At 39.8% G+C, this 18293-nt stretch carries 5 protein-coding genes; 1 reads left to right on the top strand and 4 read right to left on the bottom strand.

The window, feature by feature from the left end; translation table 11 throughout:
* Positions 1-8: 8 nt before the first annotated feature.
* Positions 9-2366, bottom strand: a complete 2358-nt coding sequence (locus MXE38_RS04815; RefSeq protein WP_246912720.1) for a PIN domain-containing protein — start codon at positions 2364-2366, stop codon at positions 9-11.
* Between the two features lie 9 nt (positions 2367-2375).
* Positions 2376-6725 carry an AAA domain-containing protein gene (locus MXE38_RS04810; RefSeq protein ID WP_246912719.1) on the bottom strand — a complete coding sequence of 1450 codons (4350 nt, stop codon included), beginning with the start codon at positions 6723-6725 and terminating at the stop codon, positions 2376-2378.
* 1480 nt (positions 6726-8205) lie between these two features.
* On the opposite strand from MXE38_RS04810, the gene mrcB reads away from it, so the two are divergent.
* On the top strand, positions 8206-11661 hold the full coding sequence (gene mrcB / locus MXE38_RS04805) for a penicillin-binding protein 1B (protein WP_246912717.1): 3456 nt from the start codon (positions 8206-8208) through the stop codon (positions 11659-11661).
* A gap of 73 nt (positions 11662-11734) precedes the next feature.
* Here mrcB and MXE38_RS04800 read toward each other — a convergent pair whose 3' ends face one another.
* Together MXE38_RS04800 and MXE38_RS04795 are read right to left on the bottom strand one after the other, a co-directional pair.
* Positions 11735-12073, bottom strand: a complete 339-nt coding sequence (locus MXE38_RS04800; RefSeq protein ID WP_246912715.1) for an EscU/YscU/HrcU family type III secretion system export apparatus switch protein — start codon at positions 12071-12073, stop codon at positions 11735-11737.
* 27 nt (positions 12074-12100) lie between these two features.
* Positions 12101-18109 carry a flagellar hook-length control protein FliK gene (locus MXE38_RS04795; RefSeq protein WP_246912713.1) on the bottom strand — a complete coding sequence of 2003 codons (6009 nt, stop codon included), beginning with the start codon at positions 18107-18109 and terminating at the stop codon, positions 12101-12103.
* Positions 18110-18293: the final 184 nt, after the last annotated feature.

Below are 18293 nucleotides of genomic sequence, written 5' to 3'. Positions count from 1 at the left end.
ATAGACCTCTACATAGAGATATTATTAACAGTAGTTATCCCTAATTGTTCGGCCTTCATATTGCAATTGCGATCTTCTGAGTAAAAAACTACATCATTAAAGCAATAGCGCAAAGCAACACAAATAATCTTGTCATCATTGTTAATTTGGTTGTCGGTAACAACAAGATTGATTAGGTTAGGTCTAAAGTTTTCAATGGTTTTATCTGAGGCAAGATTATCAAGAGCAGCAATGGCGCTACGGACTTTTAATAAAAATTCAGCCTTATCAGTGCCATAAGAACTACTCTTAAGCTTATCAAGCTCTAAAATCACAGTATTAGGAATAATGACAGTACGATCGATACTCAAGGCTTTAAGCTCCTGAGAATGATTAATTACATAATTAGTATCAAAGACTGCATATTTTTGTTCAGGAGTTATAGGCGCAAAAGTGGCAAATATCTCTGAATAAACAGTTTGTGCCTGCATGACTAAATCATTGAACAGACTAAGATCAAGATGGCTAAAACGTTCTTGTAGCTCCATGATGCTTGAGGCTACGTGTTTAAGCTGGTCAATAATCTTAGTGTTTAATAACTCAAGATTAATGTTTTTAGGGTTAAATTTAGCCAAAAACTCATTAATATCTTGCAAAAAGCCTAGCTCTTTAATCTTAAATTGCTGTATTAAGGCAAACTTATTGTCTGGAACTAGGATATTATCGAGCAATTGTTGCTGAAACTCAGGGGTGCAATTAGACAAACTAAAAGCTTGATCCTGCAATATGGAGTTTAGCGGCAATAGCTCTTCAGGAGAGGCAATAGGAACGACATTATCTAATACAACATTAGGCAACTTACGTTTGGTGGCCTTAGCTAGTAGAGCTAAGTCTTGAGTGTTCACTGGTGCTAACTTATTGGCTAAATCATTAAGATCAAATAAGTTGCTATAAGCTATAGCCTGAGCAATATTGAGCTTACTATCAGGCTGTTTTAGCATCTGCCTAATATCATAATAAGGTGCTTCATATTGAGCATAAACAGGCATAAGAAAAGAAGCATCGTCATAAGTGCAGTTTAAACTACTGATCTTAAGCATTAGCGCCCTTCGTTTTTGCTGGTTAAGTATTAAGAGGCTATTGTTAAGTCTTTTAACAATAGAGACAAATTGTCCTGATAGGGCTGCGCTGTTTTCAACAAAGCTTGCTTGGCTTAAAAATATCCAGCCTAAAAACTCTTTATTAAAGTTTTTTTCTAAGCTTTTGATATGTTCATAAGCTTTGTGGTTTTGCTCAGCTTGCTCAGTATCATTAGGGCATAAAACAGCAATTACATAAGGTAAAGAAGAGTACTTAGCTTGCAAAGACTTAATAAACTTAAGCAAGTTAGGACTTACCTCATTAATGTCGTTAGCATGGCCAGTAAGAGCCATATAAGTGTCAAAACTTATTAACAGCACAACACTATTGTTGGGGGAGAAAAGTTTTCTGATGCTGCGATTAGGTTCAATGAAATCATTATTAACATGCTCAATCGACTCTAATTTTAGGTTAGGCTCATTAAAGAGATTGTGCTCATTAACTTGCGGCTGGCCTTCTTGATTAGACACTTCATTAATATTGAGAGTATTAAATAAAGGTCTAAGGATATGATTAAGCACTAATGTAGGCTCAGTTCGTTCAAAGAAACCTTGTACACTAGGAGTAGTGCTGTTTAATTGTAAATGACACTGCTCATCAACACTAATGCTAAACCATATGCCAATCTTATATTGTTCACCATTTTGTTTTACGCAATTAATGCCATTAGGACTTAACTTGCAGTCTTGAGTGAACCAGCTGCAACTGACAAGATGTTGTTGAGCCATTGAGTTTAACTGCTCATTGTTAAGCTTAAGCTCTTTGGGTAATGCTTTAGTCCAACTAATACCTAAGACCTGATTACTCTCAAGAACTTCCTGGTATTTCTTAATATCAGACTCGATCATAAAGCCAGAGAAAATAGGGCTATAGAACATAGTAAGGTCTTTGCTTAACATTTTGCCTGGTACAAGTTTTTCCAGGTAAAACTTTTTGCCCTCATTAGTAATACTAAGATCACTGACTTTCAACTCATCATTGCTTAAATAGTCGCTAGTATTGGAGTTGAGTGAATTATGCTCTACCAAATCACTAAGAGACTTTTTAATAAAGCTACTATCAATACTAAGCTCATTAGTAAGCTGATAAAGACAGTGATCCTTGAACTGTGAGAAAAGCTCACTGTACAAAGACAGTATCAGTTCTTCGTATACTGTAAGCTTACGTACTTTATAGTACTTATAGCTAATCATGTACTGTAGAGCTTCAGAGGTAATCTTAGCTTGTAATAGTTTATGAACGCTCATATGAACCTCCTATTTCTTGGCCTTGCCATTGGCCTTGGCCTTAGCTTTGCCAGAAGCCTTGCCATCGGCCTTGGCATTGGCATTGGCCTTGCCATCGGACTTAGCCTTAGCTTTACCTGAAGCCTTGGCAATATTAATAATAGGGATGGATAAAGCATGGTTAAACTCAGCGCAAGTTGTCATATGACCATCCTTAGCAGTTAACTCTAAATAGTCGAACATGCTTTTGTAGACCTTTTTGATTTGATAGGCAGAGCTATCCATTTGAGGTAAGAAGACTTCACGGTTTTTGAGCATATTGCTAGCACCAAAAATGATAAGAAGATTTTGGGCTCGGCTCATTGCAACATTAATAAACTCAAAACGAGCAATATTGGCTTTGCTCTTTTTGAGGACTTGGTCAGGGGACTTACCGTTGTTTTTAACGAGGCTTAAGATAACTACAGGCTTTTCTTTGCCTTGGTAGCGGATTACAGTATTGATTTCAACATCAATATTTTGAAACCAATTGTTGTGTCGCTTAAGAAGTTTGGCGATTTCTTGGCGAATAGTGCGACACTGAGGCTGGTAAAAAGATACAACACCTATCTTAAGCTTATTGTAGGGGCCATAACCTGCACTTTCACATTGATTATCAATATCCACTAAAGTGCGGGCGATAAGTTGGGCTTCAACTACATTAATATTGCGATCTGTAGGAATGGAGTATGGTTGATTTTGGGTGTCTAAGTAAGTATCAACCCATAATACATGATCGTTAGGACTTAAGAAAACATGGCCGCTAGGACTGGTAAAGTTTAGCTTATGCTCACGCTTAAGCTCAGGATTACCGCACTTGAGTTCTCCATTATAGAAGAAGTTGATCATGCTCATAATACTTGGATGCATGCGAAATTGAATATCCAAGCGTTGACGTAGTATATCAGGAGCTTGTTCAAACAATTCTTTAAACAAGCTTGCTGTAACCATGCGTTCATACTTTAGTAAATTTGATTGGTTAACTGCAGTATCATCATCATCCTCATCATTATTATCATCAAGAGAATCAGCTAAGCTAATACCATCAGCCTCATTAAAAATTGGAGGCAGCTGCCTATGATCGCCTACTAAAATGGCCTTAGGGGCTCTCATCAAAGGTAGCAACATTTCTAAAGGAGTAGCTTTAGAAACCTCATCGATAATTACCACATCAAAGCCGTCAAAATTATTTTTGTTCAAAGTGCGCTCATTTTCATTGCAAGAAATAGCTACGAGATTGCAACTGGCAAGATAAGTATCGTTTAACAGCTCCCAGTCTGATAAAGCACTTTTAATAGGTGAGGACAAGATTTTATCCCAATGCTCATATAAAGGAACAAGACCATTAGCTTGATTGCAAACTTGATTAACTTCTTGTTGTAAATGTTCTAAGAAGCGACGATTTTCCACTAATAAGTTTTGAATCATAGCTAAATCAAGTTCATAAGTCTGATTTTGGCTCATAAGAACACAATAAGACTTATTGGTAAGCTTGTCTTTTTGTACCGTTAGGTCGGTTAGAACTTGTTTGGTGGTAGGCTCAAGGTCTAAATTAGCTAAAAGCTCTCTTTGCTCTTTAAAAGTGAGAGACTGATAGGGCTTATTAGTATTGGCTGCTAGTTTTACTAGCAGTTGTCTGAGCTTGATGATGCTGTCAACTTGACCATGAAGTCTGAGGGCAACTTGGTTTTGCAAATCATTGATATGATCTTTAGCGCTCTTAATTAAGGCGTTAACCTGAGCAATAGCTGTACTATTATTTTTCAGCTCGTTTACTTGAGACTGATAGTTGCTCATAGTTTCAAGACAGCTTTGCTGAGCTTGCTTTAGGGATATAAGCAAACTTTCATTAAAAGTAATAATGCTTTGCATATGATCAGTAAGCCATGCTTGAGCCTTTAGCTTATCTTGAGTGGATAAGAGCTCATCATAGTCAGTAAATAAGCTGTAATCATCAAACCTAAATTTGTCATCAGAGCTCTTAGAGTTGCTACTAAGGGTTAATTGATTACGCTCAGATACTAGTTTTTGTAGTTGAGCAATTTTTACTTCGCTTAACTCTTGGCCTTGTAGCAACTCAGTTTTCAAAGCTGCTAGTTGTTCATCAAGCTCTTTAATTTTGCTTAAGAGGTCGCTCTTGTCTGAGTCGGTTGCAGCGCTATCAAGCTGTAGGTTTTTCAAATCAATGACCATATTTGCAAAGGCAAGATTAACATTGGTCACTATGCTATAGAGCTTAAGAAACTCTTCTTCTTGGGTGCTTTTAGAAAGAGTAAATTGCTCTGATGAACAATTAATCGTTATCTTTAAGCTCTTAAGTTCTAATAAATTAGTTGCTAAATGGTCAAACCAAGGTTGATCGGATAAAGAAAGATTAACCAAGTTAAAGGAAGACTGGGGCTCAAGGAGCAACAATTGCAGATCAATATTTTGGTAGTTAATGATGTTCTGACAATTATTAATTGCTTGGTCTAAAAATTGAGCAATCTTACTTTGCTCGTTGAGCTTCAAGTCTAAAAAACGCTCTTGTCTTTGCTCTTGCTCTAAGGTTTTTAGATGCTGAGAATTAACAGCCATTTGCTCTTGAGCAGCAGCTATTTGCTTATCGATGATAGAAAAATCATCGATTAAAAAGGCAGTTTCATTAATCCAAGTATTAAGCTCGTCAATACCAGTTTCTAGCTGAGTTTTACGATTTAAATACTTTTGGCCAACGAAGCTTTTTAGAGCAGTATATTGTTTAGCAAGAACAGCTGCTCCCGTAAAAGCCTTGCCTCCATCAGTAATACGGCTTTCATCATTAGCTAGGCGTATTGCTCTTAGTTGAGGGTGGTTTTTGATTCGGGATAAAGCATTATCTAAAGCATCATGAGATTGGCTTGCAAGTAAAATGCGATGATTACGCTCTGCAAATTGTAAGCAAGCCTCTGCAATGACTGTGGTTTTGCCTGTGCCTGGAGGGCCTTGAACCAGAGCAATATTAGGGGCAGAGAGCATCTTGAGAACAGCTAGTTTTTGGTTCTCATTAAGATCCTCATTAAACCAATGATCGACCTGCTCTAAAGACTCAGGAACTTGGGCAGACTTAATATTAAACAAATATGATGACAAATAAGGTGAGTAGCAATTTTCGTTGGAAAAAAGATTGTTTAACGCACGACGATGTCGAGAGATTAAAGCCAAATCACCTATTAAGGAAATAGCAAGAAAACCCTGATAAGGAAGGGTCTTAAATATTTCCTTAAACTCATCAATATAGTCTTGAGACTCAGGGTCAAATTCAATCTGACTAATTAAATAAGCAAGCTTCTCAGAAGGTTCAATCTTTAAGAGCGCAAAAGAAGCTTGATTAAAGTTAATCTTAGAGCCTGAAACATCAAGCTCTTTTATTAAATCCTTAATTTGCTGCTGATTGTTGTTAGGATTATTTGCCTCATAGATCTCAAGACCTTTAGATGCAAGTTGACCTAAATCAGCAAAGGAGGCAGTAATTCTTTCATTGTCCCTGCCATTAGGTTGAGGTAAGGAAAAAATGAAGCTGTCAGTGGACACACTAAGTTTAAAGGCATGAAGATTTTGCCTATTCATAGTGGCTATAGTTTGCTTTAAATAGCTCACATCAGGGCTAACAATGAGAAACTCTAAATTACCTGAATCCTGATTGTATGTCCAAGATAGGTATCTTAAGCCTTTGCTCTTTTGTTTGACCAGATTCTCCTTAAAGTCAAGAAAGTTGCTCCAATCTGAAAAACGTTTAGAGCTTTCTAAGACATAAGCAGGCAACTTGGTAAAAATTGGGTCATTTAGGCAGTTGTGCAGATATTTATCGCCATATTTTGGTGGAAAATCATTGTTTTCCAAAAAACAAAAAGTAATTTTAGCCTGTTTCTCATAGGGAGCAGCACTATTTTGACCAAAAGAAATAGAGGCTCTATATGGTCTAAAAAATGGGGTATCAGAATTTTGGTTAAAGCACCCAACTACAGTTAGGGCTGTATTATTAGGCAAAAGGTGAAAGACAGGATGAGATGGGATCCTGATACAAAAAAATCGTGAAGTATCATTTTCACTGTTGCTAATGTTGCTGATAAAGCAATCAACAGGTTCATTGACACTATATAAGAAAAAGTAGAATAAGAACTTTTTGGTAATATCCTCATAAGGATAGATTACATTATTGGAACTATCAGCAAAAAAATCAGGGTACAGAGATTTGTACTTATTAAGTGCAAAACGAATAGATTTGGCAAATTGTTCTGGATTTCTCATTGCTTCGAAATTAGGTAAGCGCCAAAACATATAGCCAGATAGAATATCGTTTGGATTTTGTTCTTTATCCATAGTAATTCTCTGCAGCACCACCCAAGATATATTTGCAGACAAGAGACAAATACGCCCTTAAAGAGCATATTGGGTGGTACCAATAAAAGCATTTAACAATGTAGTAGTGTTGGTGCTGTACTTGCTATATATAAAAAAACAAAGTAATTGCTAATAGACTGATCAACAAGTTTATAAAGCAACAAACTACTAAGTCTTTTTAGCTGCTGCTTAAATCCAAATTCAGCAACTAACGAGGGTTAATACAGATCAAGCCGTAAAAAGAATTAATGATTTCATTTAGATGGGCGTGAATATCCTAGCCTAAAACATCTAGCATACTAGTCGGTCAGTATGTATCATCGATGTAGGCTTATAACCCCAATGTCTAAACGCTTCAGCATTAAAGGCTAATGCCAAAACACCTAGCTAACCTGGTAGAAGAGCCAAAACATAGGTAGTTATGGTCTTTTACCATTTAGAGGAAATAGGAAAATGTAAAAAATTTAATATTCACGCATAAGCAAGCCCGAACTACAGGGAACATGCGTAGGGGACAATTACTGACTGTATGAGGTCAGTAATTATCGCTTATAAAAATAAGCAGGTGTTTATACTCCAGTTGGGGCATTGGATTGCCAAACCAGAGTTGGGATGAAATTAAAGTTAGATCCTAGGTTTTGTTTATCAAAACATTAAACCACTAGGCCATAAGAAATACATGTGCTTCATACGACGTAATTAAAGGTAAATAACCCTTAACTACAAGCCATGACGGCTTTTTTCTTATAAAAGAGCAAGCCTTGGGCTTATGGCAAGAAAAAACTTATAAAATCACCTCCAAACGTAGTTAAGTGTTCACTACGTTTTTTGGTCTTACCTTGATTAGCGTTGTTCACACAAGAGGAGGTAATCTTGTAAAACAATTTTAGGATATATAGTTCATGCCCAAAGGCTTATCCTATAGGTACGCTAAATACTTACTGTTAGCTAACAGCAGTTCTAGAAATGCCACGTCAGAAATGCGCAGCATCTCTCTATTAAGGTAGTATATCTAATACCAACCCTAAGAGGTAAAACCTACATATCTTATAAAAGACATGCATAGTCTTTATATAATAAGCGCAAATTTATAGAATTTTTGCGCTTATTTTCCATAATAAGATATAGATCAAAAAATTTTAAGCTCTAAGTTACCTACCAGTAGTTAAAAATCACAGTGCCTATAAAACTTATGCTCTAAAGCTCCAATATGGAACAAAAACAAGCTTTGGCACTCTAAGATAGTAAGGGACTTTCTTACTAATTAATGTTGTTTGTGCAGTGAGTTTAGTCTGCCTTTGGTATAATCTAGCGAAATTTTGATCTCTAAGCTTGAGGCTTAACCCTAAGGCCTAATGGCTAAGGCCTACAGCCTAAAGGCTAAGGCCTAAAGTTTTGAGCTAAAGATTATGGTTTTGTGTTGATCTGGGCTTTTGGGAATTAAGAAGGGAAAAAGGACATGCAAGATAAGCATAATGGCCAGAATGGTTCTGGTACTAATGAGAGATTAGAGCCTACCTTTGGTGATGTTCCTAATTTGCATAATCAACCTTCTTATCAAGGTAATAATCAAGAGCAACCCTTTAGTGCAGTAAATTTTAGTGCCCTTGATGATGAGCAACAACAAAACTTCAATGGCCATAAGCCATCTCATGCCTTTAATAACCATAATGGTGCTAAGGATAGCCCATCACAGGTCTTTGAGTACGCTCCACAGTCCCATGCTAAACCTCAAGATCAATCACCAGAGCAACTAAATCAGCAGGAGCCAGAGCCAAGTGTGAATGCCAATGACTCTGCTAGTGCTTTTGATAAGGTATTGGGTAAGTTTAAATTTTCCTCCTCATCTCAAAGCAAAGAGGATCAAGCCCAAGAGCAAGTAGCAGATAACTTTAAAGCTGCTGGCCACAAAGTTGAGCCACAAGCTAATCAGGGCACAGCTCCTAGCAAAGTGCCAGGAGATGAGCCTGGCGTAGAGCCTGGCACAGAGGCCATGGCTGCCGATCAAGATTGGGATGCTAATCAAAAAGAGATTTATCAACAATACTTGGATGCTAAAGAGCGCTTTGAAAATAGCTCCAAGGTAGAGGGTAATTTCTTATACCGTTGGCGTGAAAGAGTTCAGGCTGAAAAGGCATATCGCAAAGCCCAAAAACAAGCCCGTAAAGCAGGTGTACTGCCTAAGCTTGGCTTTTTACAGGGATTTATCAATACCTTTCGTTTTGCCACCTACTTATTTATTAAGTTAGGTGTAGTGGGTATTGGCGTTTGTATTATTCTCTTTATTTACTTTGATGCCATGGTAATTGATGGCTATGAGGTAGATGATAAGTGGGTTTTACCTGCGGTAGTTTATTCACGACCATTGGAGCTTTATCCAGACCAAAGACTTTCTTTAGATCAAATGATCTACGAGCTTAAGCTCTTACAGTATCGTGAGGTTGATAGCCCTCGCAAGCCTGGTGAATATGCGGTTAATAAAAAGACAGGCCGTGTAGTTTTAATTAAGCGTCCATTTAAATTCCCTGATGGTGAAGAGCCACGTTTGTCTATTATGATAGAGTTTGAGGGCAAGCGTGTTAATCGTATTTTAAATGCAGAAAGCCTACAAGAACTTGCTTTCTTGCGTATGGATCCTGTGCTCTTAGATCGTATTAATCGTATTAATCCACAAGAAGATCGTATTTTTGTTTCTTTGGATCAAGTGCCAGAGCAATTAGTAACTACTTTAGTTGAAATTGAAGATCGCTCTTATTTTGAGCACTTTGGTATCAATCCTGTTGCTATCGTTCGTGCCTTTGTTAAAAACACTATGGCAGGTCGTGTAGTTGAGGGTGGTAGTACTATTACTCAGCAGCTAGTTAAAAATTACTTCTTAACTAATGAGCGTAGCTATAGCCGTAAATTGAAAGAAATTTTTATGGCTATTTCTATGAACCATCGCTATACCAAAGAGCAGATTTTAGAAGCCTACATGAATGAGATCTATTTAGGTCAAAATGGTAATGCAGGCATCTATGGCTTTGGCTTAGCCTCCTATTTTTACTTTGGTGTGCCTATTGGTGAGCTGTCTTTAGATCAAATCGCACTATTAGTAGGTTTGATTAAAGGCCCTTCTTATTATGATCCATGGCGTTATCCTGATAATGCTTTATCTCGTCGTAATACCGTATTAGCTGTATTACGTAATCGTGGCCACATCTCTCCTGAAACTTTTGAGACCTTATCCCAAAAGCCTTTAAATGTGATTCCTCGTGGTCAGATGAATTACAACAAAACCCCAGCATTTATGGGCTTAGTTAAGACAGAAATTGGCTGGCGTTTTAAGGAAGAGGAAGAAAAGACAGGTAAGGACTTCTTATCAGGTAATGGTATTCGTATCTTTACCTCACTTGATCCTCAGGCTCAAATGTCAGCCGAGAAAGCTGTAACTGAGCAGATTGCGGCTATTGAAAAGGAGCGTAAGTTAAAGAATCTTGAGGCCGCTATGATTGTCTCATCCTGGCGTACAGGTGAGGTGTCTGCGGTGGTGGGTTCTTCTAATCCAAAATATGATGGTTATAACCGAGTATTGGACTCTCGCCGTCAGGTAGGTTCTTTAATTAAGCCTTTTGTTTATTTAACCGCCTTCCATCAGGGTTATCATTTAGGCTCCATTGTTAATGATAATCCTGTACAGGTTAAGTTACCAAATGGTGATATCTGGGCTCCAAAGAATGATGATAAGAAGTTTAGAGGCCCAATTAGAGTAATTAGAGCTATGGCTAGCTCCTTAAACGTGCCAACAGTACGTGTTGGTATGGGCGCTGGTTTAGATAATGTTATTAACACTTTAAAAGCAGCTGGTTATAAGAGAGATATTCCTTTATATCCTTCTATAGTGTTAGGTACCCCTGAAATTACCCCTTATGAGCTCAACTCTATGTATGTAGGTATGGCCACAGAGGGCATATATCGCGATCTTACTACTTTAAGAACCATTGAAAAGGATGGAGAAATTGTCTATCAACGTGGTGGCAACCGTTCGCCACGTACTTTAGATCCAAAGGATACCTATTTAGCTATTTATGGTATGACTGAGGCTACTAGATCAGGTACTGGTCGACGTATTGGTCAAATGTTCCCTGGCGTAACCTTAGCCTCCAAGACTGGCACCACTAACGACTTTAGAGACTCATGGGCTGTAGGTATTGATTCTGATGAAATCTCTACTGTGTGGGTAGGCTATGATAATAACAAGTCCACTGGCTTGTATGGCTCAACTGGTGCGATGCGTTTATATGGAGCATATTTACAAGAGCGTGGCGTAAACTCATTAGAGTTAAAGCGACCTCAAGGTATTGTGTTTGCTAATTTCGATAAGCAAGGTAATGTTCTAGCCAGCGGCTGTGAAGAGCCTGGTATGGAGCGTTTCCCTGCTCGTGAAGATAGAATCCAATACATTAAACAATGTAATAATTTTGGTGAGGCTGGCTATGAAGAATTGCCTTATGCCGTGCCAGAAAATGTAAATACTCCTCCAGAGTACAAGCCTTATAATCCTTATGAGGATAAGTCTCAAGGACAATTGCCTGTCCCAAGCGTGCCTCAGGGATACAATGAAGGTCAAGAAATGGGCCCAGGTGGCGCTGCTATGCCTGTTAATAACAATAGTACTCCAAATATAAGCTTTGGTAATAAACCAGCAACACCAAATTCTAATGCTGGCTTTGCTCAAGGCCCTTATCAAGGCACTAATAATTTTGCGCCAAAGCCTAATATCAATGCTTTACAAGATAGCAAAGTTGAGGATTCAAAAGCTCAGGATATTGATCCAGTAAAGCCAGATAGCCAAGCAAGACCAACTCAAAAGAGCTCTGACAATGTTGAGCGTCAGGCTGATGCCTTTGAAGACGAGCTATTAGGCATATTCTAATTCTTACCAACTCCCATGGGAGTTGGTCGGCTGAATGAAAAAAGCCTTAGTCTTAATTGACTAAGGCTTTTTTTTAAGCATTGATATTAATTGCCCGAGAACCGTCGGCTCTGGTCCATGAACTTGGAGTCTTGCCTTGTAGCAAGTAGCTAAAAGCTAAAATCTGGGCGATAACTTCAAATAATTCACGAGGAATTTCCTCGCCCTCTTTAAGGCACTTTAATTGATTGAGCAATTGCTCGTCTCTATGGACATAAAGTCCCAGCTCATTGGCCATATCAACAATGGCCTCAGCCATAGCACCCTCTCCTTTAGAGGAAATTACAGGTGTCTTTTGTTGCTCCTCATCATAGCTAATACCAACAGCTTCTTTAATGGGAGCTTTATTTTTAGAATAACTCGAAGCAAACATAGGTTTTAATCCTTGGGTTAATTATTACTAAGCATCAACATTAAAAGCATTGCCTTCATATTTAAACTTAGAGCCATTATTGCTTGGGCTTGGTGCTTGATCCTGGTTAAAGTTAATATGTCCTAAGCGGGCATTAGAGCCTGTTGAGGTTAAGCCAATTTCTTTAAGTTTGGCATTAAGCTCAGGCATATGTTGTTGTACCTTTTGTAAGGTTTCAAACTTTTCAGCCACAAAAGACATTTGAATTTCAGGGAAACGTAATTTGACCTTAACTTGTAAGGCTCCCATATCTTGTAAATCAAGATTAAAGTTTAAATGCCAACTGGTACCTCCATCCTCGTCTTTACGCTTTTGTGCACTAAAGCTACCTTCTTTTCCGCCTTGATAGTTTGGAGGTAAAGGAATATAGCGTAAGACAGATTGATCCTGAGGAATGGATTGCATCTGCTGCTGCATGCGCTCTACTTGGCTAAAGGTCTCTTTTAGGAGATCATGGCTCTTCGATACAGTAACATCATCTAACTCTTGAGCAACCTTGGCGCTATCTTTGATGGCTGTGTCCAATTTAGCTATCTTGTCTGTACCACCTTGGGTCTTTTTCAAGAATTTTTCAACATTCTTACCAATTTGCTCAAAACGAATGCATAACAGCATAAAAGCCCATTGGTGTAAGGCCAGTGCCTGAGATGAAGATGGTGACATTGGGCCTGTTACAAAGTTCAGCCAGGAGCTAACTGTTTTTAAGTCATTAACAGGGTTTTGTAATGACTTTAATAAGTTTTGAGCCTGCTCTTGCATCTTAGGTGGAAGTGCTTCATCAGCAGCAGCCATTTGTAATTTATTAACTAAACTCTCGTAGCTGTTCATACGGATATTAGTAGCTGCGCTGTTTTGGCTTGAAGCTGTTTGCTCACTCTTATTTAATAAGTTATCTAAAGCAGCCTTGCTAGGGTCTACGCTTTTTGATTCATTACTGGAGCTGCTTACGGCCTCTTCTACGTTGTTCTTACGGCCAAACAAAGAGGCTAAGCGACGTAAAATACCGCCTTCCTTAGGAGTGGCTACATTATTAACTACACTTTCCTCAGGAATAGGGTCATTTTGTCCACTAGTAATTTGAGCAGCACCAAGCGCACTATTAGTAGGAACCACTTTAGAGCTATCACCTAAAGCTGATAAAGCATTAGGCTCGCTAGCGCCCTTATTAAGAATTTGGCTGAAAGTATTATTATCCTCAGTTAAGTCAGTATCGGCCACTACACCTGATAATGGAGCAGAGGTTAGATTATTGTTATTTTTGATACCAAACTCATCTAGGTCATCAGAAGGCACAGTTTGCATTACATTCTTAATGATTTCGTCTTGGAGACTGTCCTCATCAAGATTTACCACAGGTGTGCTTAAGCCATTAGGCATTTGAATAGCGTTGCCATTAGCCTGAATCTGAGCTTGAATCTGAGCTTGAATCTGAGCCTGAGCTTGAGCTTGAGCTTGCGTCTGAACCTGAACCTGAGCCTGCATTTGGCTTACAGCCCCAGTACCGCTCACCGCTCCTACGCCTACATTTGGCTGCACTGCCTGACTCTGAACATTGCTATTAGGTACATTAGTTTGCACCTGAGCCTGTCCTGGCACTTGCACTTGAGTCTGTCCCTGAGGTTGTACCTGAACAGGGGCCTGGCCCTGTCCTTGCACTTGAGCCTGAGCTTGAGGCTGTCCTTGTACCTGTGCTGGGGTGCTTACTTGAGCTTGTCCTTGAGTCTGAGCTTGACCGCCTTGAGTGGCGGTATTTTGAGCGCCCGCACTAGGGGTGTTAGCTAGGTTTTGAGCCTGAGCTTGAGCTTGGCCTTGGGCTTGAGTGCCTTGGTTTAACTGGTTGGCAGAAACTGCGCTTTGATCGCCACCTAACAAGCGATTGGACTGATCTACTGTGGTATTACCTACAGTATTACGGTTAGCTAAATTAGTGGCACCAGTATTTTGTTGTCCTTGTTCTTGAGTTTCAACATTAATAGTGGTGGTAGTAGTGGCAATTGTAGCGCCTGTAGCCTTGATATTAGTATCACCTACAGTATTAACCTGACTAGAACCTAAAACACGAGCTTGTTGGGCATTCTGCTCACTAATAGTATGTTGATATAAACGGCTAAATTGGTTAATTTGACCATTTTCATAAAGCTTACCATTAGCAAGTTGTTGATTGCTTTGTACTTGTTGAGCTTGTAAGTTAGCTTGAATTTGAGCTTGCTCGATTGCTTGCTGGGTGCTTTGGGCACGAGCTTGCATGGTAGCTACAAATTCCTCTTGTACTACTTGCTCCTCTTGAATTTTTTGCTCTTGTTTATTTTCTTTTATATTTTGTTCAAGAGCTTCCTTAGTGGCTTGCTTTTCCTGAATAACAGCCTCTTTTTCTTGAGCCTCTTGAGCGTTTTGAGCTAAAAATTCTTTAGTCTTAGAAACATCGGTAGCAGAAGCATTAGTAGCGTGCTTAGGCTTGTCAGTAATTGATGGCTCCTCAGATGCAGCCTCTGCATCTACAGGGCCCTTAACAATAATAGTATTATTGCTAAATTGAGCCTCATCACTAGCTTCGCTCATCATGCTACCAGAGCCTGAAGGCACATACTGATTGCTATTAGATTGGGTTTGTGATGACTGGCTATTGCCGTCCATAGGCTTAGCTAAAGCAGTATTAAAGCCTAAAGTATTACTACTATTACCCTTATCATTTAAATTAGGCTGTTGAATATTAGCCTCATCGTAGTGTCCTTGTTGCATTGCTCCGTAAAGCTTTGCAAAAGGATTGGTGCGATTAGAGTGCTCAACAGTAGGTGCGCCCGCACCAGCTAAATTATTGTTGCTATTAACTGGTTGTTCAGTAGTCATTACTGGTGGCTTAACAACAGTATCAACCTTCTGCTCTACTACACTCTCATCACCATCGGCCATAGGCACGCTGCTAGGGCCCTTAGGAACCTCAGTATTAGGAACAATACTTGGCTTATTAGCTACATTAGAGCCAGAGCTGAGCTGTTGCTCATCACCATCAGCCACAGGAACCCCGCTAGGGCCCTTAGGAACCTCAGTATTAGGGACAATACTTGGCTTATTGGCTACATTAGAGCCAGAGCTAAGTTGCTGTTCATCACCATCGGCTACAGGCACGCCGCTAGGGCCCTTAGGAACCTCAGTATTAGGAACAATACTTGGCTTATTAGCTACATTAGAGCCAGAGCTAAGTTGCTGTTCATCACCATCGGCTACAGGCACACCGCTAGGGCCTTTAGGAACTTCAGTATTAGGAACAATACTTGGCTTATTAGCTACATTAGATCCAGAGCTAAGCTGTTGCTCATCACCATCGGCTACAGGTACACCGCTAGGGCCCTTAGGCACTTCGGTATTAGGAACAATACTTGGCTTATTGGCTACATTAGAGCCAGAGCTAAGTTGCTGTTCATCACCATCGGCCACAGGTACACCGCTAGGGCCCTTAGGCACTTCGGTATTAGGAACAATACTTGGCTTATTGGCTACATTAGAGCCAGAGCTTAGCTGTTGCTCATCACCATCGGCCACAGGCACACCGCTAGGGCCCTTAGGAACCTCAGTATTAGACACAATACTTGGCTTATTAGCTACATTAGAGCCAGAGCTAAGTTGCTGTTCATCACCATCGGCTAAAGGCACGCCGCTAGGGCCCTTAGGAACCTCAGTATTAGGCACAATACTTGGCTTATTAGCTACATTAGAGCCAGAGCTTAACTGCTGTTCATCGCCATCGGTTACAGGCTGACTGGTATTAAGTGTAGGCTTGCTCTCTAAAGTTGCATTTTGCTTTAGCTGGGCAAGTTCTTGTTCAGCTGATTTTAGTTGAGATTCTAATAAGCGAGCTTGTACTTTGAGTGCTTCAAGCGCCTTGTTATTAGGCTGAATAGTATCGTTATCAAACTGACCAAAATGAGAAACAGGTATAGTCATGCCTGGCATGATATCCATACCGCCATAAGTACTACTTTGAATAGCATTAAAGCTTAAATTTACGTCAGTTTTACCAAAGTTCAAGCTTGAGTGGTTAAGCTCTATATTACTTGGCTTTTGCTCGGTAGTTTGAGACTGGGCAGGTTGCTGTTGGGCAGCAGGTGCCTTGTTGTCTTGTACTACTGGCTTTTGCTCAGTGGTTTGAGGCTGAGCTGGTTGCTGTGCAGCAGGAGCCTTGTTGTCTTGAGCTACTGGTTTTTGCTCAGTGGTTTGAGGCTGTGTAGGTTGCTGTGTAGCAGGGGCCTTGTTGTCTTGGGCTACAGGCTTTTGCTCGGTAGCTTGAGGATGAGCAGGTTGCTGTGCAGCAGGAGCCTTGTTGTCTTGAGCTACTGGTTTTTGCTCAGTGGTTTGAGGCTGTGTAGGTTGCTGTGTAGCAGGGGCCTTGTTATCTTGTACTACGGGCTTTTGCTCAGTGGTTTGAGGCTGTGCTGGTTGTTGGGCAGCAGGGGCCTTGTTGTCTTGTACTACTGGCTTTTGCTCAGTAGTTTGAGACTGGGCAGGTTGCTGTTGGGCAGCAGGGGCCTTGTTGTCTTGGGCTACTGGCTTTTGCTCAGTAGTTTGAGACTGGGCAGGTTGCTGTTGCTGAGGGGCTGGCTGCTCGGCTTGTTGAGTTTGGTTAGCATACTGGGAACTATGGGCGCTAATAGCACTACGAGCACGAGCTAAGCTTTCGTATAGGGATGAAGTTTGTTGAGCACGTTGTTGTTCTTGTTGCTGCTGCTGAATATGTGCCTGAGTGAGAGTAGCCTTCACTGAGGCCTTATCAAAGGTATATTCAGGCATTTGTGCAGGATCAGGTAACTTACCTTCTTGAACAATGCGCTGTCTTTCTTCACGAAATTGGGTTTGTAGCTGGTTAGCACGAGCTGAAAGCTCAGCTAATGACAACTGTCTAACATTAGTTGGTGCTTGTTTATTGGTAGTGCTAGGTGGTGGTAATTCCCCATCAGCTCCGTTATTTACACTGCTGGTGTTAGAACTAGAGTTATTATTCTGGCCAAAAATGCGCTTTAGATTGTCCGATGACTGAGGGCTTTGGGTACGATCAAAGCGCTCTGCCTCTTCTGGAGACAAAGAAATAAGATTACCGCTTTTAGCTGTAGTTGCAGCCTGAGCAATTAAACTATGAATACGCTTGGAAATTTCAGCACTAATTTTATCTTGTGGTGCTTGCGCCTTAGGCTCTTGATCATTGTTAATAGCACTTTGATGACGCTGAGCTTTAAGAGCTGAAATATAGGTAGTATCTTTAGTTTGAGCTGGGGCACTATGCTCTTGTGCTTTGATAGTGGTAGTAGAGCTAGTTTGACTCTCTGCTTTGGTCTCTGGCGGTATTTTAGCTAGTACTTCAGGTTGATTGTTTTTTACATACTCAATAGACGCACTCAATACTTTAGAGCTAGCTTGCTGAATACGGCTATTTGGTTGATTTTTAGGAATAGAAATTTGGCGTACAGCCAAATCACGCTCTAAACCTGCACCCATTTGCTTGCGATCGCTTAAGGTTACTAGGTTTTCAACCATGAATTTTGCTAAATCTTTACCAGCTTGAGTTCCTTCCTTTAAAGCTGGAGGAAGGTTATCCATAGCTTTTTGCAAAGACTCTGAGGCATCTTTAGAGCGAACAACATTGCTATTGCTTGAAAGGTTCTGAGCAACTTTTTCTTGTAAAGAGCTATCACGATCAATCAGTTTGCCTGCTAATTTGCTGTAGACAGCCATCTTTTGAGCTTGTTCATCTACAGGGGCTGTGTCACTTTTAGCAGCTGCTTGAGATAAGCTTTGGTTAAGCTTATTCATAGAGCGTGATAAGTTATCACCTACCTCATCTTGTTCCCTTCTTAAAGAACTTAAGTAGTTTGCAGTTGCTGCTTTGTTCATGGATGCTGGACGTGACTGTTCTTGCTCTTGTTCTAAACCAAGGGCAGATTTTAGTGACATACCTGTAGAAGTATCATTGCTCTTTAAGAGGCGATTATCAACATTAGTACTCATGAACAAAACCTAGGACTAAACCAAAAGATAGATCGGTATTAATAGCATTAACGGCATAATTGATTTCTTCTGGTATTTAGCTGACTAAAGAAACCTAAGAATCATTGTAGCATGTCATTTAATAATATGCTGTGCCCCAAATATGGTATTTAATACAATCAATATTAAAAAATAATATGTTGCA

The organism is Anaerobiospirillum sp. NML120448 (assembly GCF_023050945.1).
Taxonomy (GTDB): domain Bacteria; phylum Pseudomonadota; class Gammaproteobacteria; order Enterobacterales; family Succinivibrionaceae; genus Anaerobiospirillum.
This window is presented reverse-complemented; position numbering and strand designations above follow the sequence as displayed.

What these genes read in the sequence shown, in the direction of transcription:
- MXE38_RS04815 (WP_246912720.1), bottom strand. Translation starts at nt 2,366, where the DNA reads ATGAGCGTTCATAAACTATTACAAGCTAAGATTACCTCTGAAGCTCTA.
- MXE38_RS04810 (WP_246912719.1), bottom strand. Translation starts at nt 6,725, where the DNA reads ATGGATAAAGAACAAAATCCAAACGATATTCTATCTGGCTATATGTTT.
- mrcB (WP_246912717.1), top strand. Translation starts at nt 8,206, where the DNA reads ATGCAAGATAAGCATAATGGCCAGAATGGTTCTGGTACTAATGAGAGA.
- MXE38_RS04800 (WP_246912715.1), bottom strand. Translation starts at nt 12,073, where the DNA reads ATGTTTGCTTCGAGTTATTCTAAAAATAAAGCTCCCATTAAAGAAGCT.
- MXE38_RS04795 (WP_246912713.1), bottom strand. Translation starts at nt 18,109, where the DNA reads ATGAGTACTAATGTTGATAATCGCCTCTTAAAGAGCAATGATACTTCT.